The 25,061-nt window shown below is 53.7% G+C and carries 25 protein-coding genes and 1 tRNA gene; 20 read left to right on the forward strand and 6 right to left on the reverse strand.

What is annotated here, in order from left to right; genetic code table 11:
* Positions 1-39: 39 nt before the first annotated feature.
* From AY555_RS08380 to AY555_RS08405, 8 genes are all read left to right on the forward strand, one after another.
* Positions 40-621 carry a DUF2497 domain-containing protein gene (locus AY555_RS08380; protein WP_082811954.1) on the forward strand — a complete coding sequence of 194 codons (582 nt, stop codon included), beginning with the start codon at positions 40-42 and terminating at the stop codon, positions 619-621.
* Positions 622-729: 108 nt separating this feature from the next.
* A complete protein-coding gene (locus tag AY555_RS08385; protein ID WP_066135544.1) occupies positions 730-3,450 on the forward strand; it encodes a valine--tRNA ligase in 2,721 nt (906 codons plus the stop codon).
* 376 nt (positions 3,451-3,826) lie between these two features.
* Positions 3,827-4,045 carry a DUF4102 domain-containing protein gene (locus tag AY555_RS12035; protein ID WP_209315760.1) on the forward strand — a complete coding sequence of 73 codons (219 nt, stop codon included), beginning with the start codon at positions 3,827-3,829 and terminating at the stop codon, positions 4,043-4,045.
* A gap of 60 nt (positions 4,046-4,105) precedes the next feature.
* The gene (locus AY555_RS12040; protein ID WP_209315759.1) at positions 4,106-4,507 is read left to right on the forward strand and encodes a hypothetical protein; all 402 of its coding nucleotides are present in this window, start codon (positions 4,106-4,108) and stop codon (positions 4,505-4,507) included.
* Positions 4,504-4,953, forward strand: a complete 450-nt coding sequence (locus tag AY555_RS12045) for a site-specific integrase (RefSeq protein ID WP_209315758.1) — start codon at positions 4,504-4,506, stop codon at positions 4,951-4,953. Before AY555_RS12040 ends, AY555_RS12045 begins: the two co-directional genes overlap by 4 nt.
* Positions 4,954-5,249: 296 nt before the next feature.
* On the forward strand, positions 5,250-5,489 hold the full coding sequence (locus tag AY555_RS08395; protein ID WP_066135546.1) for a helix-turn-helix transcriptional regulator: 240 nt from the start codon (positions 5,250-5,252) through the stop codon (positions 5,487-5,489).
* 10 nt (positions 5,490-5,499) lie between these two features.
* On the forward strand, positions 5,500-6,027 hold the full coding sequence (locus AY555_RS08400; RefSeq protein ID WP_066135548.1) for a hypothetical protein: 528 nt from the start codon (positions 5,500-5,502) through the stop codon (positions 6,025-6,027).
* 155 nt (positions 6,028-6,182) lie between these two features.
* Positions 6,183-7,253 carry an AAA family ATPase gene (locus AY555_RS08405; protein WP_066135550.1) on the forward strand — a complete coding sequence of 357 codons (1,071 nt, stop codon included), beginning with the start codon at positions 6,183-6,185 and terminating at the stop codon, positions 7,251-7,253.
* Positions 7,254-7,738: 485 nt separating this feature from the next.
* Here AY555_RS08405 and AY555_RS08410 read toward each other — a convergent pair whose 3' ends face one another.
* Together AY555_RS08410 and AY555_RS08415 are read right to left on the reverse strand one after the other, a co-directional pair.
* Entirely contained in the window at positions 7,739-9,793 is a 2,055-nt protein-coding gene (locus tag AY555_RS08410; RefSeq protein ID WP_066135552.1) for an acyltransferase family protein, read from the reverse strand.
* Between the two features lie 188 nt (positions 9,794-9,981).
* Positions 9,982-10,353, reverse strand: a complete 372-nt coding sequence (locus AY555_RS08415; protein ID WP_066135554.1) for a hypothetical protein — start codon at positions 10,351-10,353, stop codon at positions 9,982-9,984.
* 413 nt (positions 10,354-10,766) lie between these two features.
* Here AY555_RS08415 and AY555_RS08420 point away from each other — a divergent pair, with 413 nt between their 5' ends.
* The 4 genes from AY555_RS08420 to AY555_RS08435 all read left to right on the forward strand — a co-directional run bounded on the left by AY555_RS08420 (position 10,767) and on the right by AY555_RS08435 (position 12,406).
* Positions 10,767-11,174, forward strand: coding sequence for a hypothetical protein (locus AY555_RS08420; protein WP_066135556.1), 408 nt, complete (start codon positions 10,767-10,769; stop codon positions 11,172-11,174).
* Positions 11,175-11,249: 75 nt separating this feature from the next.
* The gene (locus AY555_RS08425) at positions 11,250-11,519 is read left to right on the forward strand and encodes a hypothetical protein (RefSeq protein ID WP_066135558.1); all 270 of its coding nucleotides are present in this window, start codon (positions 11,250-11,252) and stop codon (positions 11,517-11,519) included.
* Position 11,520: 1 nt separating this feature from the next.
* Positions 11,521-11,751 carry a hypothetical protein gene (locus AY555_RS08430; protein WP_066135560.1) on the forward strand — a complete coding sequence of 77 codons (231 nt, stop codon included), beginning with the start codon at positions 11,521-11,523 and terminating at the stop codon, positions 11,749-11,751.
* Positions 11,752-11,812: 61 nt separating this feature from the next.
* A complete protein-coding gene (locus tag AY555_RS08435) occupies positions 11,813-12,406 on the forward strand; it encodes a helix-turn-helix domain-containing protein (protein WP_066135562.1) in 594 nt (197 codons plus the stop codon).
* An 84-nt stretch (positions 12,407-12,490) separates the two neighbouring features.
* Here AY555_RS08435 and AY555_RS08440 read toward each other — a convergent pair.
* Positions 12,491-12,578: transfer RNA gene (locus AY555_RS08440), tRNA-Ser, on the reverse strand.
* Positions 12,579-12,823: 245 nt separating this feature from the next.
* Between AY555_RS08440 and AY555_RS08445 the strand changes: the two genes are divergently transcribed.
* From AY555_RS08445 to AY555_RS08480, 8 genes are all read left to right on the forward strand, one after another.
* On the forward strand, positions 12,824-14,116 hold the full coding sequence (locus tag AY555_RS08445) for a lytic murein transglycosylase (RefSeq protein ID WP_167798417.1): 1,293 nt from the start codon (positions 12,824-12,826) through the stop codon (positions 14,114-14,116).
* A 172-nt stretch (positions 14,117-14,288) separates the two neighbouring features.
* Complete coding sequence (locus AY555_RS11955; RefSeq protein WP_245176913.1) at positions 14,289-15,185, forward strand: septal ring lytic transglycosylase RlpA family protein; 897 nt, start codon at positions 14,289-14,291, stop codon at positions 15,183-15,185.
* A 98-nt stretch (positions 15,186-15,283) separates the two neighbouring features.
* Positions 15,284-16,528 carry a D-alanyl-D-alanine carboxypeptidase family protein gene (locus AY555_RS08455; protein WP_245176914.1) on the forward strand — a complete coding sequence of 415 codons (1,245 nt, stop codon included), beginning with the start codon at positions 15,284-15,286 and terminating at the stop codon, positions 16,526-16,528.
* A gap of 7 nt (positions 16,529-16,535) precedes the next feature.
* Positions 16,536-17,165 (forward strand): dTMP kinase, encoded by a 630-nt coding sequence (gene tmk / locus AY555_RS08460; RefSeq protein WP_066135568.1) that lies wholly within the window; start codon positions 16,536-16,538, stop codon positions 17,163-17,165.
* Complete coding sequence (locus AY555_RS08465) at positions 17,162-18,259, forward strand: DNA polymerase III subunit delta' (protein ID WP_082811956.1); 1,098 nt, start codon at positions 17,162-17,164, stop codon at positions 18,257-18,259. Before tmk ends, AY555_RS08465 begins: the two co-directional genes overlap by 4 nt.
* A gap of 26 nt (positions 18,260-18,285) precedes the next feature.
* Positions 18,286-19,845: a methionine--tRNA ligase gene (metG, locus tag AY555_RS08470; RefSeq protein WP_066135570.1), complete on the forward strand. Its 1,560-nt coding sequence runs from the start codon at positions 18,286-18,288 to the stop codon at positions 19,843-19,845.
* Positions 19,845-20,633: a TatD family hydrolase gene (locus AY555_RS08475; protein WP_066135572.1), complete on the forward strand. Its 789-nt coding sequence runs from the start codon at positions 19,845-19,847 to the stop codon at positions 20,631-20,633. The genes metG and AY555_RS08475 overlap by 1 nt, the downstream gene beginning before the upstream one ends.
* 16 nt (positions 20,634-20,649) lie before the next feature.
* Positions 20,650-21,444, forward strand: coding sequence for an MBL fold metallo-hydrolase (locus AY555_RS08480; protein WP_066135574.1), 795 nt, complete (start codon positions 20,650-20,652; stop codon positions 21,442-21,444).
* 46 nt (positions 21,445-21,490) lie between these two features.
* Here AY555_RS08480 and AY555_RS08485 read toward each other — a convergent pair whose 3' ends face one another.
* The 3 genes from AY555_RS08485 to AY555_RS08495 all read right to left on the reverse strand — a co-directional run bounded on the left by AY555_RS08485 (position 21,491) and on the right by AY555_RS08495 (position 25,026).
* A complete protein-coding gene (locus AY555_RS08485) occupies positions 21,491-22,090 on the reverse strand; it encodes a superoxide dismutase (protein WP_066136831.1) in 600 nt (199 codons plus the stop codon).
* 132 nt (positions 22,091-22,222) lie between these two features.
* Positions 22,223-23,461: a hydroxysqualene dehydroxylase HpnE gene (gene hpnE / locus AY555_RS08490; protein ID WP_066135577.1), complete on the reverse strand. Its 1,239-nt coding sequence runs from the start codon at positions 23,459-23,461 to the stop codon at positions 22,223-22,225.
* Positions 23,458-25,026 (reverse strand): squalene/phytoene synthase family protein, encoded by a 1,569-nt coding sequence (locus AY555_RS08495; RefSeq protein ID WP_066135579.1) that lies wholly within the window; start codon positions 25,024-25,026, stop codon positions 23,458-23,460. The genes hpnE and AY555_RS08495 overlap by 4 nt, the downstream gene beginning before the upstream one ends.
* Positions 25,027-25,061: the final 35 nt, after the last annotated feature.

Below are 25,061 nucleotides of genomic sequence, written 5' to 3' on the forward strand. Positions count from 1 at the left end.
GTACGGGCAGAAAAGCGCGTTAGGGGCTTGGAGATCGTCATGGACGGCAAAGGTCAGGAACCATCGATGGAGGATATCCTCGCCTCCATCAGGAAAATCCTGTCGGAGGACGAAGAGGCAGAGACGCAGCAGCCGCCCCAGCCGGCTCCGGTTCAACCTTCCGAGCCGGCATCTGCTCCGGAGGCTGATGGTGACGATGTTCTTGAGTTGACTCCTGCCATGGTTGAGGATGATGAGGAGCCCTTGGTCTTGGGGGCAGTGCCCGAGCTGCCCCCTGCGCCACCGTCGCAGGAATCTTGGGCTGTCGAGGAAGATGAAGGTGAACTGGAACCAGCGCCCGTGAAAGTTTCTCCCACCCCGACAATGACAGCTGATGATGGCAGTGCCTTGCTGTCTCCACCTGCCGCGGCTCAATCGGCTGCGGCTTTTTCCGAGCTTGCGACCATTGCCCGGGTCAGGGCTATTGGCATGGGGCACAGTGACGTCACGCTGGAGGGGATGGTGCGTGACATGCTGAAGCCCATGTTGGCAAGCTGGTTGGATCAGCATTTGCCGGATATGGTCGAGCGTCTTGTACGCAAGGAAATTGAAAAGCTGGTTTCCGGGACCGAAAAGCAATAAAAAACGATTTGATCGAAGGGATGTGCGCGTCAGCCCCCGCAAGAGGGTTGGCGCGTCCCCGTTTTGGGGGCATCCAGGTGTTACTACGTGAAGTGGAACAATAGAGATATGCTCGACAAAACCTATAATCCGGCTGGTGTTGAGGAGAAACTTTACAAGCAGTGGGAAGAGGGCGGAGTATTTCGCGCACATGTCGGGTCGGGCCAGGTGCCCTATACCATCATGATGCCCCCCCCCAATGTGACAGGAAGCCTGCATATTGGGCATGCCCTGACCTTTACCCTGCAAGATATTCTGACTCGTTATCATCGGATGACCGGACGCGATACCCTTTGGCAGCCGGGAACCGACCATGCGGGCATTGCTACACAGATGGTGGTCGAGCGTAATCTGGAGAAAGATGGCATCTCCCGGCACGATCTGGGGCGGCAGGGATTTCTGGAGAAAGTCTGGGAGTGGAAGGAACAGTCCGGCGGTACAATTGTACGGCAGCTGCGCCGTCTTGGTGCTTCGCCTGACTGGAGTCGTGAGCGCTTTACCATGGATGCCGGCCTTTCAGAGGCTGTACGCACCATTTTCGTCAAGCTGCACAAGGATGGCTTGATCTACCGTGCCAAGCGCTTGGTTAACTGGGATCCAAAGCTCCATACAGCCATCTCGGATCTCGAGGTAGAGCAGCGCGAGATCAAAGGGAAGATGTGGTACCTGCGCTATCCTGTTGATGGCATGGATGGTACGTTCATCACGGTCGCCACTACTAGGCCGGAGACAATGCTCGGCGATACCGGTGTGGCGGTTCACCCCGATGACACGCGTTACGCTCATTTGATAGGCAAGCAGATACGTCTGCCTGTAACCGGGCGCCTTATCCCCATTATTGCTGATGAGCATGCTGATCCGGAAAAGGGAACCGGCGCGGTTAAGATAACGCCGGCTCATGACTTTAACGACTTTGACGTCGGCAAGCGGTCTTCCTTGAATCTCGTTAATGTTTTTGATCGGGATGCCCGTATCCTAGCGGAGCCAACACCGCTTTTGTGCTTTGTCAACGGACAGGCGCAAGCGGTTCTGAATTCAGATGGCTCGCCTGCTCTGGTTACTTTGCCTGCCGCATTCCATGGGCTGGATCGTTTTGTGGCGCGTGATAAAATTCTTGAGATCCTTGAGGCACAAGGACTCCTGGAGCGGATCGAGGAAAACCCGATGACGGTCCCGTATGGTGACCGATCTGGCGTTGTGATTGAGCCATGGTTGACGGACCAGTGGTTTGTTGATGCACCCAAGCTGGCCAAGGGCCCCATTGAGGCTGTGGAAACGGGGCGCACTGTTTTTGCTCCCCGCCAGTGGGAAAACACGTTCTTTGAGTGGATGCGCAATATTCAGCCATGGTGCGTGTCTAGGCAGCTATGGTGGGGCCACCAGATCCCGGCTTGGTTTGGTCCAGACGGTACGCCCTTTGTTGAAATGAGTGAAGAAGAAGCACGTTCAGCTGCAGAAGGTCATTACGGCCATCCTGTTGATCTGGTGCGCGATCCTGATGTTCTTGACACGTGGTTCAGCTCGGCACTGTGGCCTTTTTCCACGCTGGGATGGCCCGAAAAGACCCCCGAACTGGCTCGGTATTATCCCGGTGATGTGTTGGTCACGGGATTTGACATCATCTTTTTCTGGGTTGCCCGGATGATGATGTTTGGTATGTACATCATGGATGATGTGCCTTTCCGTGATGTTTACATCCATGCCCTTGTACGTGATGAAAAAGGACAGAAGATGTCCAAGTCCAAGGGGAACGTTATGGACCCTCTGGATCTGATTGACCGGTATGGAACAGATGCCCTGCGTTTTACTTTGGCTGCCATGGCGGCTCAGGGGCGCGATATCAAGATGAGCGAACAGCGCATAGCGGGGTATCGCAACTTTGCAACCAAGCTGTGGAACGCCGCACGTTTCTGTCAAATGAACGCATGCCATGGTGTTGAAGGCTTTGATCCATCCGCCGTCAAGCATACGTTGGCACGCTGGATTGTCGGCAAGCTGGCCGAGACGTCGGAAAAGGTTTCTGTGGCCTTGTCTGCCTATCGTTTCAATGATGCGGCCAATGCGGCTTACCAGTTCACGTGGGGTACGTTCTGTGACTGGTATCTGGAGTTTGCCAAGCCCATTTTCAATGGCAATGACCCGGCCACCCAGGCGGAAATTCGTGCAGTTACAGCGTGGGTTCTGGATCAAATTTTGATCATTCTTCATCCCTTTATGCCCTTTATTACAGAAACTCTGTGGGCTGAAACAGCCGAGCGATCAGGCATGCTGGCCTTGGCCCAGTGGTCTGGTTTAAGTGGCTTGGACCAACAGGATGCCCGTGAGGAAATGGACTGGGTTGTGGATTGCATTTCCGCCATACGGTCTGTTCGCTCTGAAATGAACGTGCCCCCCTCTGCCAGATTGCCAATCCTCGTCAAGGATGCTTCCCTTGCCACGCAAGAGCGCCTGAAGACGCATCAGGCCTTGATCCAAGCATTGGCCCGTCTTGAGGATGTGAAGCTGGTGAATCAGGACGATATCTCCGGAGCAGCACGGGTTGTTATTGGTGAAATAACGGTTATTATTCCGTTGGAGGGTATCATCGACCTTTCTGCGGAGAAGGCCCGCCTGACCAAGGAGCTTGATAAGCTGGACCTCGAAATCAGGAAGCTGGCAGGCAGGCTGGACAATCAGGCTTTTGTTGCCAAGGCGCCGGTAGAAGTTGTTGATGAGCAAAAAGCTCGTATCAGGGACTTGCAAGCCACCAAGGCAAAAATGCAGGAGGCTCTGGGCTGTTTACTAGCCTGAGATGTCCGGATAAAGAGCCTCGTCTGTTTTCTTGATGGGGCTCTTTTTTATTATGCAAAGATGGCGGGCCAACCAGAGGTGATGGCCAACGCCTATTCTTATCGCGCAGAAGTGTGGGGCAAAGTGTGGTCAAACACAACAGGCGTTCTATAAGCTTCTTACAAATCAATGCGTTAGAAGGCGAAAATGGCGGAAGGGGTGGATTCGAACCCACGCCGGTTTTCACGTTTGGTGTAGCCGGGCTTTATCCTACTTTGTTTAGCTATACGCATCCATACGAATCAACGAGTTAGGCCGCTTGCGTGTTTGGTGTAACCTGTCGTACCTTTACCCATGATGTTAAACATACGTTAAAAACACGTCTTGGAGAAGGAAAATGACACGGCTGACAAAGGAATTCATCGACAAGGTTACGCCCCCTGAGAAGGGTTACAAAGTCCATTGGGACGACAAGCTCAAGGGCTTTGGCTTGCGCGTCACGGCTGCTGGCAAGAAGGTCTTTGTCGTCATGGGCAGGGTGCAGGACGAGCAGGTGGCATCACCATCGGGCCTTACGGCACATGGACGCTCGACAATGCGCGGGATGGCGTCGTAGAAAGGGTCGGACGGCAAGCGCGTTGTTCTCAAGGCTGGTGCCAAGCAGCTACTAGAGGACATGCAGGCTGGCATTGACCCGCGGGCCGAGCGCAAGAAAAAGGAAGTGTCCGAGGTTACGCTGCGCAAGGTGGCAGAGGCCTACGTTGCCCGCCCCGGCAAGCTCAAGGACAGCAGCAAGGGCGAGATCGAGCGGCATGTGGCAACCACCTTCGAGGCGTGGGCAGACAAGCCTATTAGCGCCATCACCGAGGACTACTGCCGCAAGCGTTACCACGAACTTCTAACGAAGGGGCTGCGCGGCAAGGCACCAGCTCCCGGCCAAGCAAATCAGGCCTTCTCGGTCTTACGAGCGTTAATCAACTATGCCGCACGTCAATACAAGGTCGTCACGCACAACCCCGTTGCGGCGCTGAAAGATCATTGGGTGCAGTTGCAGCCGCGCTCACTTGGGACAGGGTGAATCTGGACGATGGCTGGTGGCACATACCCGACCCCAAGAACTCGAATCCTGTGTGGCTGCCGCTGTGCTCGCAGGCCGTGGAATTGCTCAAGACCCGCCAGCGCGTCAAGGGTAGCCCGTTCGTGTTCAGCAGTTGGGGCAAGGCAGGCCATATCAAAGACCCCCGTGACACAATGGGCAAGGTCAGCGAAGCTGCGGGCAGCAAGGTAACGCCTCACGACCTCCGCAGAACCTTCACCGCTATCGGGTTCCAGAGTTGCGGCGTTGATCTTTTCAAGCTGGAGCTACTGACGAATCACGTTCCCAAAGGCGTGACCGCCAAGCACTACCTTGAAACCTCCCGCCTGCAATACCTGCTCCCGGAGGTGCAGCGCATAGGTGACTGGATCGAGGCGCAGGGCAAGGCCGGTGCCAGTGTGGTAAACGAGGAAACCGCCCCCGCATAGTTTGACGAAACAAAGCGGGCGGCGCTTGCATGGCTGATGATTCCTCGTATAAAGTTGCGTTCAGTTGCATCCGAATACGCAATGTAATTCGGGGAAGCTCCGCACTGGGGAGCGCCCACGAGGCAAGTTCCAGAGCCAAGAGCTGGTGAGCTAAGGGTGAAAGTCCCCCAAGGAACCAGACTCAGGCCAACAACCGTCAGGCCGGGTGACCATCCAGAAGAAAAGACGGCAAGCTCGCCTTGCTGCTGCACCACCCGCTAGACCGCATCAGCAAGGCATGTCTAAGGACTTGCCAAATGACCACCGCTCGCAAGCTGCTCACCAGCGCAGAAACAGCCGAATTGCTCGGCATCCTTCCCAATACCCTTGAAATCTGGCGCTCGAAAGGCAAAGGGCCGCGCTTCCTGAAAATGGGGCCGCGCAAGCAAGACGCCGTTCGCTACGCCGAAGCTGACGTGTTGGCATGGATTGACGAGCGCACCTGCTCCAATACCAGCCAGTACATGAGCCTCCCGCAACAAGCACAGCACGCTTGAGGGGGATGACATGTCACACGATCAAGAAAAAACCGGCGAGGGTCGCAACACCCTGCCGGTTAATGAGAACAACCAAAACCGTGCCCTGAATGGACTAGGGGCTAGTGTAGGAAACCTCTCGCCGACAGGCTTTGACAATTTGGGCGCAGGCGCTGACCGCTACTGTGGCCAATACCAGTACGGCGGCACCATGCCGAACGTTGCCCCTGCCGCCCGTGTGCAGCCCGCAGCTGGGGAAGCTGATCGCCTTTGGTTCGCTGCACACCCTTCGCGCACGACTTACACGAGAGCAGCCTACCCCGGTGAGTTTGACGGCCTGAGCTACGTTGGCCCCGTTGTCGTCCATCAGGTTTATCCGGGTTGCCGCGAACGTCTCCGCTGCGATGGAATCACGAGGGAGTTTTGTGATATTGGCGAGAGCGAAAGTTACTTCGTGTTCGCCATGATTAAAGCAGCACGCCTCAACAATGGTTTCGTAGCCGACGAAGAGATTCTGCGCATACAAGCAGAGGCCGCAGAACGGGGGGCGCAGCTATGAGCAAGCCGAACCCGAACACCTTTAAGACTTGTTCCCGGCCACACCGGCAAGCGGTAGCACTGGAACCAGCGACGCGAACGAAGGATTGCGCCTCTACCACGAAGCAGAGCGCATGAAGCTGGAACGGGAGAAGTTGAAGCGGGGCATATTGGACGATGGCCCGCAGCTTGGACACCGTTCAAATGCGTGCAATCGACTGGCTCTGGGTTGGCTGGATTCCGAAGGGGTATATCACCATCCGGGCTGGCGAAACTGGTGCCGGTAAATCAACGGTCTTAGTTGACGTAACGGCCAGAGTCACCACAGGGGCACCGTGGCCCGGTCAGGCGCCCGATGTACGCCGCGAGCGGGGACGGGTCTTGTGGCTTGGTAGTGAGGACGGTATTGAAGAATTGACCGTTCCGCGTCTCGTTGCATGTGGTGCTAACCTCGCCAACGCCCTTGAGATTCAGGGCGTCGTGCAGCAAGGCAAGCGCAACACGTTCTCGATGCAAGATGACTTGGTATCTGTCAGCACGTTGTTGAACGACGCGCGGGCAAACGGCCAGCCGATTGCCATGCTGGTCATAGACCCGATCACCAGCTACCTCCCCGGCCACAAGTTGCGGAAGGTTGATCTGAATGACGCGGGGCAGCTTCGCACTGTACTGGAGCCTTGGCTGTCACTGGCACAGGAACACAACCTCGCTATCGTCTGCGTCACGCACTTCATGAAGGACACGACGCGGGCAATGCTGCACCGTGTTCTTGGCTCGGCAGCATTCACGCAGACCTGCTGGAGTCTGTGTTTCGTGGTTGCACGACCAGATGAAGGCCCGTATGCCAAGGCGCTGATTCAGGTCAAGGTCAATCTACCGGAACACCCCGGAGGCGCTTGGAAGTTCAGCACCGTGAAAGTTCAGGTGGGCACCGATCAACGCATGGGCAAGTCGATTGACGCAACCCGCGCTGATTGGGAAGAGCTTGATTCGTCACTTACCACGGAAAGTCTTGTTGGCGGGACACGTGGCCCGGTAAGCAAGGCACCGGCAGCCTTTGGGCAATGGCTCCGCTCTTACTTTATGGCCACACCCATAGATCAGGGCTTGCTTGTGGCCGACGTGAAAGCTGCGGCGCTGGATGCTGGAGTCGTCACCGAGTCTTGGTGGAACAAGCACAGCGGCGAATACATGGACAAACAGAACTTCGGAGGTGTTTGGTATTGCAGACCCAAGGCAGGGTCTTAATGAAACTAGGTAATGTTGGGATAGTGGGGGGGTAGTGGTGCAACTGGGGGAGAAACTGGGGGCACCTCCCCACAGCCCCCACCACCACCACCTTACCGAGTTTCGTTGCGTGCGCCCGCGCATGGGAGCCAGCCCAACCATAGCAAGTAAATCTCATGCAAACCATAGCGATGCAACGCCAGTGCAATCGACGCACAGGCCGCGCTCATGGTGTGGTCAATGCAAGGGTGGCGCCTTGGAGTTTCAATAAAATGAGGCGCACATCCCCAGAACGACACTCTAGGCAGCCACGGAGGCCAGCATTTTCGCAACCCAGTTCCGCGAAATCCGGCAAACGGCTGACAGCGGAATCGGCTTGGCCCACGCCTCGAAAAGGCTTGGCCCACGCCTCGAAAAGGCTTGGGCACACCGACAAACAGATCACGCGGAAGATGTACCAGCGGGTGAGCGAAAACGTTTTACCGCCTAAATAGCATTAGCGGTAATCAATCACGAACAGTCTTGTCAATGAAGGTCGCATAAGTACGAACAAACGTCGGTCGAAGATGAGCGCCGTCTTTATAGATCGGGGAGCCAGACGCATCCAAAGAATCGCATCTTTCATTACACAAGTAATCTATTGGTTTTATCACCGTGGCACCAGATTCGCTTGCAATTCTGGCTAAATCAGATTGGATTGCCCCGTACTTGATTGCGAGTGAGGCGCTATCTATACCGCCATCTCTTACCTGAAAAACATTTGGGAAGTGTGTAAGCCGACGTTGGACGATGTACTTTGGATCAAGCTCATTTCCGGTCGGAATATTTAGAACGATAAAAACTTTCTTTTTATGATTTACCAAATCGCGGATAAAAGAGGACAAGTTAGCCAACGCGGCGTGGTAGGAGTCGCTTCCGTACTCAATTTTTTGCGTAAGACCATATCCACTTGACAAATACCCGTTCCATTGAGCTCCAATTACCACATTATCAATACCATCTCTGTTAATTGCGAGATAAAGCGCATCTCGTACGAGATTTTCGCAATGAGCATGCGGCTGATCAAATTTCATGCCTGGAACAGGAAAGCATCCACCACCTGTTTTAAATAAAGCGGTGTTTGTTTTTTCTGGCGAATTTTTAATAAGTTCCGCAACTCTTGGATAGAATTGCTCAATATTTGAATCGCCAATAAAAAGAGTGGTATTTACGATCTTTGAGTTTTGGGTAAAAAAGTCAACCCCCTTAAAATTTTGTTGAGAAAGCGCCCCGGGATAATCCCACTCCCCAGCAGCTATTGATATCTTATTAAACTGCTCAACCCTAAAGGCCATACCATCCCTTTGGTATGTGAAATATCCCAAGCTACCTAATGCGACCATTAGAGAAGCCAAAAAATAGACCTTTATTCTCTCATTCTTCCCGAATCTTAGTGGGTGCTCGATAAATTTATAAGTCACCCAAGAAAGGGCTATGGCAATTGCTACTGCAGCAATACGGATTAATTTTCCTGGCTCGCTGCCCTCAATGATCCTAGCGAAAGAAAGCAGTGGCCAGTGCCAGAGATAAAGTGGAAAGCTGATAATGCCAAACCAGACCATGACCCGGTTAGATAGAATGTTTCGATTGAACCAAGTGTTAGGGCCTGCCGCGATGATTGAGACTGCGCCGAGAACAGGCAATAATGCCCATGTACTAGGAAACGGCTTCTCTTTTGTAATATAAATCAAGCTAAGCGCAATAAGCAGTGCGCCAAAGATTGATTGAAAATTTTGGAGAAAATAGCCATTTTCTTTTAGCGGTTGAGCATAAATAGTCTTGCCAAGCCAGCTGTTTAGTTTCACACCAAATCTGGTCTGAACTTGAAATTTTTTAATAGTTACATATGCGAGCAGGGAGCCTGCAATCAACTCCCAAAAACGAGTTTGCGGCGAATAAAAATCTGCCACTCCATCGGCACGATATTTAGATAAATTCAGGCCAAATGAAAGAAAAGCCAGAAGCATCGCAATCGTGAAAAGATTAAAATTCTTCTTCCAAGCCAACCACAAAATAAACGGCCAAAAGATGTAAAACTGTTCTTCAATCCCTAAGCTCCACAAATGTAGAAGCGGCTTTGTTTCGGCTACTGCGTCAAAATAGCCACTTTCGTCCCAAAGTACAAAGTTAGAGACAAAACCAGCGCCTGCAGCAATGTGTTTTCCAAGCTGTTTATACTCGTCAGCAAGAAGAACAAACCAGCCAAACGCATAGCAGGAAATTAGGACAAAAAGTAGTGCAGGAAAGATGCGGCGAATTCGACGACAATAAAAATCAAAAAAACTGAAAGAGTTCCGTTCAAGGCTGCTGAAAATAATGGTGGAAATCAAGAAGCCGGAGATCACAAAAAACACATCGACCCCAACGAATCCACCCTTTAGCAGACGAGGGAAGGCGTGATACACCACAACCGAAAGAACGGCGACCGCACGCAGCCCATCGATATCTGGTCGATATTTTGGGTGCACAAGATGCCCCGATGGCGGCGGAGTATTTTCTTCTTGGTTTTTGTTTATTATCATAGAGCGACTTGGTTTCTTGTTAAGAAAGTATCCTAAACGGATGCGATGTGCACCGATATGATTTTACACTAGGGTCACATATAGCAACAATCGCACCCTCCTCCAAGGATTATCGGCGGAAGCTGCGAGATTTGAGCTCACGAACAATTTCGCTTGCTCGGGCGCTGTGCCTGTAACTACGCTTCGGTTTACCTGCTGATGCCCAAGAACTTGCGGCGAGCGTAGAACTCACAACTGACGTTGTTCGGATTCCAGCCGTAGGCAGGTGCAACCGCCTTCGCCTCCTTGACGGTAGCAGCAGGGTTCGCATCGAGCCACGCCCACACAGCAGCGCACGCTCCGCCAGCCTTCGGACGCTTGACCCCGTTGCGTTCCTCCTGCTCGACCTTGGGCGACTTGCTGGATGTGGTCACCTTCTCCCGCTTCACAGGTGCCGCGCTCTCCTTCCAGCCGAAGCGCACCTCATCCCCGTTCTTATGAACCGTGATGGCAACCCGTTCGCTCGGTATGCCAGCAGCTAGACCAGCGCGGCGGGTGTAAGTCTCGGTCGATTGCTTCATGTTGTTCTCCTTTTCGTTGATGGCAACGCAATTAAAGAATGTGTCTCCGGCAACCGGAAAGCGATTAGCTCGGCAACCACAGGCTAAACATGGAACAGGAAATATCTAGTTCAACGTTTGCGGCTTGTAAGCGATTGGAATTGTTCCGCTTTGTCGTCGGTCGTCGCTTCCCATTTAGCGTATGTGCAGCATTTGCCTGAAATTGGGTCGTGCGAACAACCGGCAAGCGCACCGACAAAAATGACACGAAACCACTACTTATAGCATGTTTGACGGAAGCAAGCTCTATATGTAGTGCCTTACTGCGTAATTTGCCCTACGCTGCGTCATCAGTTAATCAGCAGCAGAGAAACCATGTCCAAAAACGCCGAGTATCAGGAGGCCTACCGCAAGCGGCGCGAAGCCGACAACGCATGGCCTACCTCGGCGGCGCAGCCCGCGACGCTGTGGTAACGACCAGCATCCAGCAGGGCATCACCCGCAAGGATGCACTTGAGCAGTTGATTCAAAAAGGAGCAGCAACCATGCAAAGCCAATTCCGACGCGACGACCCGGCCACTGACCCTGTCAGCAAGCCGCGCACCGTCAAACCAGTTTCCCAATCAGCAACCCCAAGAAAGGACGTATCACCCATGACCACGACGACCCCGGCACCGGCACGACCGAGCCAAATGACCGCAGCGGAAGCCTTCGAGCTTGACCGCTTCAAGCAATCCTTGCCCAACGCAATTGTCGCCTCGGAACTTGACCAGAAGGCGCACGCCTTCAACGGGGGCGACACAGCGGCGCTCGGCGCAAGGCTGCATTCGAGGCGCAACTGAACGCCACCAACCAGCATCGCAAGTAATCACCAACCACAAGGAGCAAACAAGCTGCGCGAAACTCTCGCCAGCGTTATGCAGAAGCAAACCGAAGCCCGCGGCGAATACGACCTGCTTCATTCGCAATGGCACGAAGCCGCCGCCAAGGGCGACGACGCAAAAGCCGACAAGCTGGAAATTGAGATTGAGCGCACGCGGAGGCTAATTCAACGCTTGGGGCTTCGGCGCACCAGCCTTGAGCAGGACATTGGCAGTGCCGAAGAAGTGGACCACGCCGCCCATGCTGCGAAGCTAAAAGCGACCGCTGACAAGCATCCTTGCCCGTGCTGGCAAGCGCATTGCTGACATGGAACCGCTGGCTAAGGCGCTTGCCAAGCTGGTGGATGAACTGGAGGCGGACTTTGCCGACTGGAAGGCATCCCGGTACTACACCACGCAGGCCGGGGCAGTTCCGGAGGGCTTCGCCTCGCAAGAGAATGACGCACTTGTGCGCCGCGTTACCGATTCGCTCGGCATGTCCCGAGTCCGCGCCAGCAACATTGCAAAAGAGATGAGCCGGGTATCGGTTTTCATGTAACTGAACAGAACGGCGTAACCTGCGGCACTGCCGCATAAGTGCCTGTCCATCGGAGTACCGAATGATTAAGACAGGCAAAGGCCCGAAGGCCATCACCAGCGTCAAGAGCATCCGCGAAGCAGAACAACGCGCTGAGATGCTTTCCCTTCGCTTGGAGGGAAAAACCCTCGAACAGATTGGCGCCCACATGAACGTCGGCGCGGACACGGTGCATCGTGTTATCAGCCGGGCGCTCACCTCGGTAACGAAAGAACCAGCCGAAGAACTGCTGACCCTTGAGCTAGGCCGCTGTGACGTTCTGCTGACCGAGGCCATGCAGACCGTTAAAGCGTTCCACCCGCTTGTGAGCGCTGGCCGTGTGGTTAGCGCACCCATGCTCAACAACCAAGGCGAGCCGATACGCAACCCCGAAACCGGCGACGTGCTGACGCGGGTGCTAGAGGACAAAGCGCCGAAACTTGCGGCCATCCATGTAGCAGTCAAGGTGATGGAACGACGCGCCAAATTGCTGCGCTATGTGCCTGTGCTGTCGCTGGTTGCAATGCTGACCGGTGCTGCGGTGGTGGGCCATGCTTACCGGGGCGCTTACCGCTTCGCTGCGGTGCTTACCATCTGCTTACCGCTCGGTTTTACTCCCTGCGCTGATTGGCGTTGAATTTGCACTTGCATGTGGTCAGTTTCGGGGTTTTTCTTTGCTTACTTTGCGCCCCGCTGAACTGCTCTAAGTACCTGTTTTTATTGGCGGAAGCGGTGAGATTCGAACTCACGAAAGGTTGCCCTTTGCTGGTTTTCAAGACCAGTGCAATCGACCACTCTGCCACGCTTCCTGCTCAGTACGCCAAAAAGAATCGACGTAATTCTCATCTCTGTTGCCATTTCAGCGTCCATAACCAGACGCTTCAGCAAGCAGGGCCATGTACCTATCCGACTTGATCCATTTCGTCCAGACCCTTTTTGTTTTACAGACCGCTTCTTTGCCATATTGCTCGTCTATATGCTCCATGAGACAACAACTGCCCACGCTGGGCTTTCATAGATGTGTTTCTGTGTCAGGTGGTCGTTGGAGACAGGCATGGCCAATCCTCTTTCATCCCGTTGCGCGGTTCTTGTTACCGCGTTTGCCTTGGTCCTTGTTGGCTGTGCGGCCAGTCAGAAACAGGATGCTGGAGCAGGAGGTGCGCCGTCGGTGCGGCCTCTTTCTACGCAGGAGAAAGAGGATTTCTCACGATGGCTTGCCTCTTTTGTGGCAGAAGCCGAGGCTGGCGGACTGAGCCAGCGTTCCTTGGCTTCCCTGCGAAATGTGCAGCCCAACGCCACTGTTCTTGACCTTGATCGTCGGCAGCCCGAATTTGTGCGGACACTGCAGTCCTACGTCGGAAGCGCCGTTGACAAGAAGCGTGTTATGGAAGGCCAAGCGCTTCTGAGAAAACATGCGCGCATTTTGGCTCAAATTGAACAAGCGTATGGTGTTCAGCCCAGATTTATTGTCGCGTTCTGGGGAATGGAGACCTTTTATGGGCAAAATTTCGGAGGGTTCTTTGTCCCTGAGGCACTGGCGACCTTGGCTTGGGACCAGCGGAGGCCAGATTTTTTCAGGGCCCAGCTTCTGCAGGCGCTATCCATTCTGGAAGAAGGCCACATAGAGCCAAAGCAGATGTATGGATCGTGGGCCGGAGCCATGGGGAATTTTCAGTTCATGCCTTCTACATTCCGTGCGCATGCTGTTGATCATGATCGTGATGGACGTATTGATATCTGGAGAAGTCTGCCGGATGCTTTTGCCTCTGCTGCTCGCTACCTTGCTGCGACTGGATGGAAGAGGGGGCAAACGTGGGGCCGTCAGGTCACTCTCCCGAAGTCATTCGATTTCAATCTTGCCGATCTTTCTGTTAGCAAACCGTTACACGAGTGGGCGCGTATAGGCGTAACCCAAGTTGGTGGCCAACCTTTGCCAAAAGGGCCTGATGCCATGCAGGGCAGTGTGATTGTACCGGAAGGAGCCAATGGCCCAGCGTTTTTAGTATACGATAACTTCCGCAGTATAATGGACTGGAATCGTTCTGTTCTTTATGCGCTGGCTGTTGGCCACCTTGCAGACCGGTTGGTCGGTGTCCAGCCCTTCTTGCTGGCCAGTACATCATCTTCTCCTTTGTCGCGCGCTGACATAGCGGATATGCAGAGCTTGCTGAACAAGGCCGGTTACGATGCAGGAACGCCGGATGGGGTGCCTGGATACAAGACACGCAACGCGGTCAGGGCGTTCCAGAATAAGGCTGGGCTGGTGCCCGATGCTTATCCCGGTCGGACTGTGCTTGATGCTTTGCGTGCTGCCAACGTAGCAGGGCATGCCCCGCGCGATCCATAAGGCTTCTGTTGCGCCTTTGTTGCAATCCCTTTACCCTGCCTTTTGGTCTTGAGCCTTGTTATTATAATGGGAAGATCTGCGGCAATCCTTCGAGGAAAACCGTCGGGCATCCCTTTGGGAACGGATCCGTAGTGGCATGCGCTTGTTTTTTGTCCGGATATTTTTTCTTCTGATGGGAGCAAGCCTTGTTACGGGGTGCGCTGAAACACGTCTTGCAACAGATTTTGGCAAGGGGCAGCGGGTCGGAGCTTGGAAAATTGGCAAGCCCTACCAGATTAATGGGCAATGGTACTATCCGGCGGAAAACTGGAGCTACCGTCAGGAGGGTGTCGCCTCGTGGTATGGAGGGGAATTCGGCGGGCGTGAAACGGCCAACGGGGAAGTTTTCGATCCCAATGCCTTGACAGCGGCACACAAGACGCTGCCTCTTCCCACCTTGGTAAGGGTAACCAATCTGGAAAATGGTCGGGCCCTTGTTGTGCGGATCAATGACCGTGGACCGTTTGTGGGAGATCGGCTGATTGACATGTCACGCCGGGGCGCACAGCTTCTTGGTTTCAAGGATGCAGGTATGGCTAGGGTACGGGTTGAAATTCTGGAGAAAGAGAGCCGTATCCTGAAAGCCAAGGCCATTGCCGGCGGCGGTGATTCCATGCCAGAGGTGGCCGCCGTGCCCCGGCCCCATGTGGTCAAGACGGAACTTCTTGACTCTCAGGTAGGTACGGAGCATCAGCTGCAGCGTGATGTTCCGCCTCCGGTAAAGCCGCATGGAATGGTTCCTCTACAGGGCGCAAGGAAAGAATCGGTTCCTGCGAAGAAGTCAGCGAAAGTGGTTGCATCCGGCAAAACGTGGGTACAGGTGGGGGCTTTCTCAAGCCGCAGCAGTGCGGAATCCTTGCGTAAGCGTTTGAGCTCTGTTCATGGTGGCGAAATTAGTTCTGTGAAGTCCAAGGGGCGCACGATGTTCAGGGTCCGTCTGGGGCCTTTTGCAAGCCAAGATGCGGCACGAAAAGTTGTTCCCCGCCTGAAGAAGCTTGGTGTTGACAAACCGCGTCTGTTAACAGAGTAGAAACAGTATTGTGATCCGGCCAAACTTAACCTTGATGCGGTCGTATTGCCTGCTTATTTCGTTTCCTTGTCCTGAATGCAGAATATCTGGGAAAAGCCATGTGCGTTGCGCGTAATATGAAAGCAGGGAACCCATTGTTATCCGTCTCTAGGCTGGCATTCCGCCTTGCGCTTCTTGCAGGATTTGCCGCTGTAGCGCCCTCTGCTTTTGCCTTTCCTGTAGATACAAAGGCACGCGAGGCCTATCTCGTCGATTATGAAACCGGGACGGTTTTGTACGATAAGAATGGCGATGTTCCGATGCCTCCCTCGTCAATGAGCAAGCTGATGACGACGGCCATGGTTTTTGAACGGCTGAAGGAAGGATCTCTCTCCTTTGATGATGTATTCCGGGTTTCCCAGACCGCCTGGCGCAAAGGTGGTGCTGCGTCCGGTGGATCAACAATGTTCCTAGCCCCCAATTCTGAGGTAAGGGTAGAGGATCTGCTGAGGGGCGTGATTATTCAGTCTGGCAACGATGCCTGCATAGCACTTGCCGAGAATCTGATGGGGACTGAGGAAGCTTTTGCCAGCGCCATGAACAAAAAGGCAAAAGAAATTGGCCTTACGGGCAGTTATTTCATGAACTCGACAGGCCTGCCAGACGAGGGGCATGTGATGACCCCTCGCGATTTGGCTGTCTTGGCCAAGTACCTTATCCGGCATTTTCCTGAATATTATTCCATGTATGCGGAGAAGGAATTTACGCATAACAAGATCAGGCAGCAGAACCGCAACCCTCTTCTGTATACTATGACGGGCGCGGATGGCCTGAAAACAGGCCATACATCTGCTGCGGGATATGGTCTGACTGCCTCTGCACAGCGGGGAGACCGTCGGTTGATCTTGGTTATCAATGGCCTGAAAAGCATGCAGGAGCGGGCTGATGAGGCCAACCGCCTGATGGATTGGGGCTTTGCCAACTTTGAGAACAGAACTTTGTTTGTTGCCGGAGATGCTGTTTCATCGGCCGATGTCTGGCTGGGTGAGCAAGAGATTGTGCCCTTGGCTGTTGCTCAGGATGTTCGCCTGACACTTCCTCGCCGTGCGTCAAGAAACTTAGAGATGAAAGCTGTTTTCACGGGGCCGGTTCCGGCACCGGTTCAGAAGGGGCAGCCTGTTGGAACATTGCGTATCAGCGGCACGGATATGGCGCAGGCGATCGAGATTCCACTGGTTGCAGCTGCTGATGTACAAAAGCTGGGGCTCTTTGGTCGTATAGGGGCTGCAATCAATCATATGTTGTTTGGGGCCGCCCATAAAGATGATGGAGAGACGGTGCTGACTGTCTCGGCCAAAAGCTGAGCGGGCAATGATATCTGCACGGTTTATTACATTTGAGGGCGGAGAAGGATCCGGGAAGTCAACCCAGATTCGCCTTCTTGCCGACTTTTTGCGCCAGAAGGGTATAGGTGTAGCCATGACCCGGGAACCCGGCGGAGCGCCCGGGGCCGAGGAGATAAGGGCTCTTCTGGTTCGTGGTGAAGCCAGCCGCTGGGATCCTGTGTCTGAAGCACTTTTGCTGTATGCGGCACGCCGGAACCATGTTCTGCAAACCATACGCCCGGCCTTGATGGCTGGGCAGTGGGTCTTGTGTGATCGTTTCAATGATTCAACTCTGGCCTATCAGGGAGTGGGTCATGGTTTGGATCCAGCGTTTCTTGACACACTGTTCCAAGTGTCTGCCGAAGACACACGGCCTGATCTGACTTTTCTGCTGGATATCGATCCCTGCGTCGGTCTGAGCAGAGCCGAGCGTCGTGGTGATGCGGATAACCGCTTTGAGTCCATGCATCTGTCTTTTCATGTGCGATTGCGCGAAGGATTTCTATCCCTTGCGGCCAAGGATCAGAAGCGGTTCCGCATTATTGATGCCGCACGTTCTGTTGATCAGGTGCATCAGGATATTATAAAGGCCCTTGGTGGGCTTCTTACGCTATGACTGCGTTGCCCTCTCTATTGTCGCCACGTCAGCATACAGCCTTTATAGGGCACAAGGATGCCGAGCAGGCCTTTCTACAGGCTTGGAACCAAGGACGTATGCACCATGCCTGGCTTTTCTCGGGAATGCGTGGCATTGGCAAAGCAACGCTTGCCATGCGGATTGCCCGATTTGTCCTTTCTGATCGTGCGGCAGTTGGGGCAACCACCCTTGCTGTTTCAGAGGACGATCCGGTTTGCTCCCGCATCGCCCAGGACACGCACGGTGATTTTCGTGTTCTGGAGCGGACGTGGGACGAAAAGCGCAAGCGTTTGAAGGGTGATATCCCTGTCGATGACATACGAGCCCTCGGCGAATGGTTGTCAATGACATCGTCACGCGGTGGGTGGCGTGTTGTACTTGTCGACACGGCCGATGACATGAACAGGAACAGCGCTAATGCGCTGCTGAAAATTCTGGAAGAACCTCCGCAGCGGACTTTGTTCTTGGTGCTGTCTCATTTCCCGGGACGTTTGCTGCCGACGTTGCGCAGCCGCTGCCGTCATGTTCCTATGCGTCCGCTTTCTGAAGCGCAGTGTCAAGAATTGATGGGGCGCTATACAGTCTCATCTCTGGATGTTGAGACCCGTCGTATCCTTGTACAGCTGGGCGAGGGCAGTGTTGGCCAGGCCTTGGATCTCGCCAGCCAAGGAGGGGTAGAACACTATCAGGCCTTGATGAGGATCTTGCGCGACGTCTTGGAAGGCTCCCCGAATCTACCGGCATTGTATACTTTTGCTGATACGATCAGCCGAACAGAGGATGTCTTTCGCCTCTCAACTGATTTGATGCTGTGGTGGTTGGGGCGCGCGATCCGCTATGCCGGGCGTAAGATAGAATGCCCGGGGATTGTTCAGGATGATGCCTCTCTTGCAAGGATAGTTCTTGCGGCAGCTCCCCTTGATCAACTGATCGAAGTATGGGAAAAGGTCAGGGCTTTGTTCGAGCGAGCCGAGGCTGTGCATCTTGATAGAAAACAAGTTTTTATCAGTGCCGTTCTGTCTCTTCAGGCGCTGGTCCGTTCCGTCCCGCAAACAGTTTGTTCTGTTCGTTGACGGCCTATTTTCAGGAGATACCCGTGATGACCGGGTCAAGGTCTTATTACGTCACAACCCCGATTTATTATGTGAATGACCGCCCACATATCGGTCATGCCTATACCACCTTGGCATGCGATGTGCTGGCCCGTTTCAAGCGGCTGGACGGGTATCGGGTGATGTTTCTGACCGGAACCGATGAACACGGGCAAAAAGTCGAGAAATCAGCTCATGCAAAAGGGATAGATCCTCAGGTCTTTACAGATGAGGTTTCCCAGAACTTCCGTGATCTTGCATCGGTCATGAAATACAGCCATGACGACTTTATCCGCACGACCGAGCCGCGCCACAAGGCTGCTTGCGCTGCGTTGTGGAAGAGGCTTGTCGACAGAGGCGATATTTACGCTGGAAAATACGCAGGCTGGTATGCCGTGCGGGACGAAGCATTTTATGCAGAAAGTGAGTTGCAAACGGCGCCCGACGGCACGCGGATTGCTCCAACAGGTGCTCCTGTGGAGTGGGTGGAAGAACCAAGCTATTTTTTCCGTCTTTCGGCCTGGCAGGACAAGCTGCTGCGGTTTTATGACGAGCATCCAGACTTTATTGCGCCGGAAAGCCGCCGCAACGAGGTGATCAGTTTCGTTCAAGGTGGGTTGCAGGATTTGTCGGTATCCCGCACCACGTTCCGGTGGGGTGTTCCCGTGCCGGGCGACAGCGAGCATATTATGTACGTCTGGCTGGATGCCCTGACCAATTACCTGACAGCAACAGGTTATCCTGATACAGGGCATGAGCGATACAAGGCGTTCTGGCCCGCAGATCTGCATATGGTTGGCAAAGATATTCTGCGCTTTCACGCTGTTTACTGGCCAGCCTTCCTGATGGCAGCCGATTTGCCCCTGCCAAAGAGGGTCTTTGCCCATGGCTGGTGGACGAATGAAGGGCAAAAGATTTCCAAGTCGTTGGGTAATGTCATTGATCCCTACGAACTGGTCGGAACGTTCGGTCTTGATCAGACCCGTTACTTTTTGCTGAGAGAAGTTCCTTTTGGCAATGACGGTGTGTTTTCGCGTCAGGCCTTTGTCCGGCGGATGAATACTGAACTGGCCAATGACCTTGGAAACTTGGTCCAGAGAACTTTGTCCATGATTGCCAAGAACTGTAGTGGCAAGGTCCCGGAGGTTGGCGTTTTGGAAGACAGCGACCGCCACATGCTGGACTCCGCTTATAGTCTGCTGGATGTCTTGAGAGAGCAGCTGGATCGTCAGGCGTTCCACGAGGCTTTGGAGAGTATCTGGGTTGTTGTACGGGCTGCCAACGCCTATGTCGATCACCAAGCCCCTTGGTCCTTGCGCAAGACGGATCCCAAGCGGATGGAAACTGTTCTCTGGGTGTTGGCTGAGTCAATTCGTCAGGTTGCGCTTTTGATGCAGGCGTTTGTTCCGGATGGGGCCGGGCGGATTCTGGATCAGTTGGGTCTGGGGCAAGAACAGCGTGGCTTTGACACATTTGGTCCCCGGTTTGCACTTGTTACAGGATCGGACCTGCCTGCGCCGCAGGGTATCTTCCCCCGCTATGCCGAGGAAGAGGTTGTGCGTTCGTGATGCTTGTTGACAGTCACTGCCATCTTGATTTCCCGGACTTTTCGGACACCTTGCCCGACGTTGTTTCGCGTGCCCGTTCTGCCGGCGTTTCAACCTTGTTGACGATTTGTACGCATCTTTCACGCTTTGACGGTGTTCGTGCTGTTGCAGAGCGTTTTGATTCTGTGTGGTGCAGTGTGGGCATTCACCCGCACGAGGCCGGCCATGAATGCCTTGAGGATGCAGAGACGTTGTTGCGTCTTGCCAATCACCCCAAGGTCGTGGCTTTCGGGGAAACCGGGCTTGACTATCATTATGAGCATAGCCCGCGCGAGGATCAGAAAAGGGCCTTTCGCCTGCATATGAAAGCGGCGCGGCAGTCAGGGCTGCCTGTTATTATTCATACTCGTGATGCTGAAGAGGATACCGCAACGCTTTTGCGGCAGGAAATGGATGCCGGGCCATTCCCGGGTGTCCTTCATTGCTTCAGCTCATCCTATGAATTGGGAAAAATAGCGATTGATCTTGGGCTCTATATTTCTCTGTCAGGTATTATTACCTTCCGCAAGGCTGATGAATTGAGAGAAGCGGTTCGTGCGCTGCCACTGGAGCGTATGCTGGTTGAAACGGACTCTCCGTACCTTGCACCGGTTCCCATGCGTGGTCAGTGCAATGAGCCATCCTTTACGGTTCTGACGGCACGCAAACTGGCCGAGATCAAGGGGGTTTCAGAAGATGAGGTTGCACGGATCACAACAGAAAATTTTTTCCGTCTTTTTTCAAAGGTGAAGCCTCCGGAATCTTTTTAAGATAAAGGGATAAGCTGTGAAAGTAACGGTTCTGGGATGCGGTGTTTCAAGTGGTGTTCCTTCCTTGGAGTCTGGGTGGGGAGCTTGTGATCCTGCTAATCCCCGTAACCGTCGCTCACGGGCCTCTATCTTGATCGAAGAGAAGGGGTACCGCCTTCTGGTCGATACATCACCGGATTTGCGCTGTCAGTTGCTGGATGCCGGTATTACTCGCTTGGACGGGGTGCTCTATACCCACGCCCATGCAGACCATACGCATGGTATTGATGACCTGAGGGGTATTAACAGAAATATTGGTGGACCGCTTCCCACATGGGCGGATGATGCGACCTTTACACATATCCAGTCTTGTTTTGCTTATGCCTTTGAGGGGATTCCGCCGGGGCAACCTATTTTTCGTCCTTGGTTGCAACGTCATCAGTTACAGGACCAATTTATGATTGGTCCGCTGTTGGTTCGCAGCTTTGTGCAGGATCACGGCTATAGCCTGAGCCAAGGCATACGGATTGGATCCTTTGCCTACTCTACCGATGTTGTGCGTCTTCCTGATCAAGCGTTTTCCATACTTGAGGGTGTTGACACTTGGATTATCGGTGTTTTCTCGGATCAGGAGCATCCAACGCATGCCCATGTTGATCTTGCTCTAAGCTGGATTGAACGTGTCCGCCCCCGGCGTGCTGTGTTTACGCATATGGGTAACAGGCTGGATTATAATGTGCTCAAGAGCTCACTGCCTGTGGGGGTAGAGCCGGCGTGGGATGGTATGGTTCTGGATATCCCGGACAATGAAAAAGCGCCACCTGTTGGGTAAGGCGGCGCCTGTTTCATGAATTCGCAGGTTCACTGCGCGGCTTTTCTCAGCACGAACGAGCAAGGTTGGCGTTGACGAATTCCCAGTTAACCAGGTGGTTCAGGAACGTATCAACAAAGTCAGGGCGCCGGTTCTGGAAGTCGAGGTAGTAGGCATGCTCCCAGACATCCACCGTTAGTAGTGCATTCTGGCCGTGCACCATCGGTGTTTCTGCATTTGGTGTCTTGACGATCTTTAGGGCGCCACCATCCAGAACAAGCCATGCCCAGCCCGAACCAAACTGACCGATAGCCGCTGCCTTGAAGTCTTCACGGAACTTTTCATACGATCCGAATGCAGCCGTAATTTTTTCTGCAATGATGCCAACAGGTGCACCGCCCCCGTTGGGCTTCATACAATGCCAGAAGAATGTGTGATTCCAGACCTGGGCTGCATTGTTGAAAACAGGCGTATTCCCCGTCTTCCATGCTTCCAAGACAATCTCTTCCAAAGCTTTACCCGACAGGGGTGAGTCTTTCAGGAGATTGTTTAGGTTTACGACATAGGTGTTGTGGTGCTTGCCGTGGTGAAAGTCAAACGTCTGGGCCGACATGTGTGGCTCCAGCGCGGTCTTGTCATAGGGCAGGGGCGGAAGTTCAAAGGTCATAACGGTCCTCTCGAACATGATGGTGCGGAATATATCCGGTGCAGGAAAAGCCTTCCCTGCACAAAACATAAGAAGGCTATGAAAAAAAGAAAAGCCCCCAGCGAGAAGGAAATCTGCCTGATGTGGAACATACTAACGCAACAGCGCTGCTTGTGCCGCTGCTATACCTGACGCTGCTGCACCTTCCAAGGTACAGGGGAGTCCGGTTGCCGTCCAGTCTCCGGCAAGCCACACGTTATTCCAACAGGTTTGTGCTGGCGGACGCAGACGGTCCGTTTCCTGTGTCAGCATTAGGGTTGCGGCGCGTTCCTTGATCAGGCGGGCAGGTGGAACATGCCCAACCAAGCCCAAAACAGCCTTGACCTCCTCCCACAGCAGGGACAGAAGACGCTCTGCACTGATCGAGAGCAGCATCTGGGATGCACCAATATTGGCACTGACAAGGGAATCCCTAGTTTGCATCCAGTCGCACAGCCCTCCGATAACACCGACCAACTGATGATCACAATGCTCGCGGATACGAAAATGGGCTGTAATAATCGGGCTCATGGGAAGTGCCGGAATGTTTGGCAGTAACCTGTGTGCTGCGCGGGCCGGCACGGCAACAATAACCTTGTCGGATGCTTGAACCATCAGCGTGCGACCCCTTACCTGAAATCCCGTCATTATGGGACCAGACAAAAATACTTGCTTAACCGGGCTTTTAAGACAGAACCGGCCACCTTGTGCTTCAATTGTGTGTATCAGGGGAAGAATCAGGTCACGGGTGTAACCTGTTCGGGGCACCAGCGGTTCCATGGCCTGCCCACCACGGAAGAATGTTTTACGGAGAACGTCCCTGAGAGGGTTCCAGGATACGATAGGAACCGGCGTATTGGTAACAGCAAGCGCCAGAGGCTGTACAAGATGTTTGTAGATGGGATGCCCAATACAGTGTTCCATCTGCTCCGGGTTCAGGTTGCTTTTCATCAGCTGGAAAAGCTTTATGTGGTCGATAAAAGAAGCCCCGGCAATGCGGCGGCCCGGATGACATAACCACCAAGGAACCCGCCCGCGATTGGGTTGAAGGCACCATGCTCTTTTGGAAGCGATGTCAAAGAAATCAAAGTGTGCAGGATACTGAATCCATTGGTCTTGGGCGTTACACTGTGTGATCAGTGTTCGCACGGCTTGATTTGCGGACAGTACAAGGTGCGTCCCACAGTCAACATCCTGTCCTAGGGCAGAATCGTTAAAAGACCGGCAGCGCCCACCGGGCTGTGAGGTAGCCTCGTATACTATGGGTCGTGCATTGTTTCTGCATACTTCCAGTGCCGCAGACAGGCCGGCCAGTCCTCCCCCTATGATATGGACTGTCGGCCGTTCTTTCATCGGAAGCACCCGGCCAGAATTCTTTTGATTCGGGCAAAGCGGGAAGGATGTACCCGCCCTGTTATCTGACAGAACAAGCCCCAGTATGTTGCCAGCATCAGCAGGGCAGGCCACATCCGGATACGACTGGTCCAGGGCAGTTTCTCAAGGGCTTCTCCCGCACGGTCAAACTGCTGTTCTGTGGCGTGGGCGAAAGCTTGCCTAGCAAAAGCAACGGGATCGGGCTGTTCACGCGCTGCATCCAGAAGACTGGAGGGAAGATAAAAACGCCCCCGTCTGGTGTCTTCATCTAGGTCCCGCAGGATATTTGTATATTGCAAAGCCCGTCCGGCCTGATCTGCAAAGCTTTGAACTAGAGGGGTATTGCCCATGCCAAGGATGAAAAGAATAACCCGTCCGACAGCACCGGCAACACACTGGCAATAGTGGTCTAGGCTGGCCTGATCCGGAGGATAGAACGCTGGATCAAGATCCATGCAGCATCCTGCCAGAACGGCTTGCAGTTCATGCCGGGGTAGATCGCCACGGAGCAATAATTCTGAAAGTGGAATGGCAAGAACAGGATCAGGGCACGGGAAATTGCTAGGATTACGCAGGAAGTGTCCCCAGTCATCAAGCTCTGCTTGTCTGTATGCCCGTGGCTGATCGCTGTCAGCGCAGTCATCAACAGCCCTGCAGAACAGATAAAATATTGTCATAAGATCCCGTTTCCGGGACGGAAGGAGCCTGATGGCAAACCGGAAACTGCTGCCGGTCTGCAACAGCCTTTCTTGCAGAACTTTGCGGGCTGATCTGTTGGGAAAGAAAGCCAGCAGGCATGCAGACAGCACGGTGAACAAGCTAGGCTTTGTCTGATTCGTGTTCAGGCGCGGAGAGGTCTTTTGCAACCTGCGGAGCAGGATTTCGGCCATGCCTAAGGCCACAGAAGCCTGGTATCGTAGACGTCTGTTTTGGATTGATGCGGGAAGAAAAGATGCAAGCTCGAGCAGGATTTCCACCTGTTGCAGGCAGCGTTTCAGAACACTTTGCATGCGCGAAGACTCAAGCAAGCTGGGCAGATCAGATGGATCCAGTCCAGCTTCACGCAACCATGTTGCGGGCATGTAGACACGTCGCAGGATTAAAATGTCGTGGCGTATATCCTGCACATGATTCAAAATTTGATGTGCACAGCACAGGGCATCGGCCGGGCGTCTGTCAGGGTGCGATTCTTCGTGTATATCCAGCAGGAAATGACCAACAGGAACGGCCGAGTATGTGCAGTACCGGACCAGATCATAGAATGTTTCAATATGGGTCCCCCTTGCATCCTGCAGAAAAGCCTTCATCATCGTCTGGGCATGAGCTTGGTCCTGCTGAGCCTTGACGTCCCATGGCAGGTTATCCTCTAGGGCCGTAAGCTTGATTATCTTGTCTTCTGTCGACAGGACAGGGTTATCAGCGATATCGTCAGCTTTCCGTACGTAATTATAAAAGGTCAGCACGCGCCGACGTAAAGACGATTCAAGAAAACGGGCGACCGGAAAATTCTCGTCCGATGGTATTTTTGCGGCAGATGTTACCATCCGTGTCACAGGCAAAGGTTCCTTTTTATAGTCTT

This window comes from Haematospirillum jordaniae (assembly GCF_001611975.1).
GTDB classification, from domain to species: domain Bacteria; phylum Pseudomonadota; class Alphaproteobacteria; order Rhodospirillales; family Rhodospirillaceae; genus Haematospirillum; species Haematospirillum jordaniae.

Excerpts from the sequence above, each read along its gene's own strand:
- AY555_RS08485 (WP_066136831.1), bottom strand. The coding sequence starts at position 22,090 with ATGACCTTTGAACTTCCGCCCCTGCCCTATGACAAGACCGCGCTGGAG.
- AY555_RS08430 (WP_066135560.1), top strand. The coding sequence starts at position 11,521 with ATGGAACCGCTGGCTAAGGCGCTTGCCAAGCTGGTGGATGAACTGGAG.
- AY555_RS11955 (WP_245176913.1), top strand. The coding sequence starts at position 14,289 with ATGGGAGCAAGCCTTGTTACGGGGTGCGCTGAAACACGTCTTGCAACA.
- tmk (WP_066135568.1), top strand. The coding sequence starts at position 16,536 with ATGATATCTGCACGGTTTATTACATTTGAGGGCGGAGAAGGATCCGGG.
- AY555_RS08385 (WP_066135544.1), top strand. The coding sequence starts at position 730 with ATGCTCGACAAAACCTATAATCCGGCTGGTGTTGAGGAGAAACTTTAC.
- AY555_RS12040 (WP_209315759.1), top strand. The coding sequence starts at position 4,106 with ATGCAGGCTGGCATTGACCCGCGGGCCGAGCGCAAGAAAAAGGAAGTG.
- AY555_RS08425 (WP_066135558.1), top strand. The coding sequence starts at position 11,250 with ATGCAGAAGCAAACCGAAGCCCGCGGCGAATACGACCTGCTTCATTCG.
- AY555_RS08435 (WP_066135562.1), top strand. The coding sequence starts at position 11,813 with ATGATTAAGACAGGCAAAGGCCCGAAGGCCATCACCAGCGTCAAGAGC.
- AY555_RS12035 (WP_209315760.1), top strand. The coding sequence starts at position 3,827 with ATGACACGGCTGACAAAGGAATTCATCGACAAGGTTACGCCCCCTGAG.
- AY555_RS08465 (WP_082811956.1), top strand. The coding sequence starts at position 17,162 with ATGACTGCGTTGCCCTCTCTATTGTCGCCACGTCAGCATACAGCCTTT.
- AY555_RS08495 (WP_066135579.1), bottom strand. The coding sequence starts at position 25,026 with ATGGTAACATCTGCCGCAAAAATACCATCGGACGAGAATTTTCCGGTC.
- hpnE (WP_066135577.1), bottom strand. The coding sequence starts at position 23,461 with ATGAAAGAACGGCCGACAGTCCATATCATAGGGGGAGGACTGGCCGGC.
- AY555_RS08420 (WP_066135556.1), top strand. The coding sequence starts at position 10,767 with ATGGCCTACCTCGGCGGCGCAGCCCGCGACGCTGTGGTAACGACCAGC.
- AY555_RS08445 (WP_167798417.1), top strand. The coding sequence starts at position 12,824 with ATGGCCAATCCTCTTTCATCCCGTTGCGCGGTTCTTGTTACCGCGTTT.
- AY555_RS08410 (WP_066135552.1), bottom strand. The coding sequence starts at position 9,793 with ATGATAATAAACAAAAACCAAGAAGAAAATACTCCGCCGCCATCGGGG.
- AY555_RS08415 (WP_066135554.1), bottom strand. The coding sequence starts at position 10,353 with ATGAAGCAATCGACCGAGACTTACACCCGCCGCGCTGGTCTAGCTGCT.
- AY555_RS08455 (WP_245176914.1), top strand. The coding sequence starts at position 15,284 with ATGTGCGTTGCGCGTAATATGAAAGCAGGGAACCCATTGTTATCCGTC.
- AY555_RS08395 (WP_066135546.1), top strand. The coding sequence starts at position 5,250 with ATGACCACCGCTCGCAAGCTGCTCACCAGCGCAGAAACAGCCGAATTG.
- metG (WP_066135570.1), top strand. The coding sequence starts at position 18,286 with ATGACCGGGTCAAGGTCTTATTACGTCACAACCCCGATTTATTATGTG.
- AY555_RS08400 (WP_066135548.1), top strand. The coding sequence starts at position 5,500 with ATGTCACACGATCAAGAAAAAACCGGCGAGGGTCGCAACACCCTGCCG.
- AY555_RS08405 (WP_066135550.1), top strand. The coding sequence starts at position 6,183 with ATGGCCCGCAGCTTGGACACCGTTCAAATGCGTGCAATCGACTGGCTC.
- AY555_RS08380 (WP_082811954.1), top strand. The coding sequence starts at position 40 with ATGGACGGCAAAGGTCAGGAACCATCGATGGAGGATATCCTCGCCTCC.
- AY555_RS08475 (WP_066135572.1), top strand. The coding sequence starts at position 19,845 with ATGCTTGTTGACAGTCACTGCCATCTTGATTTCCCGGACTTTTCGGAC.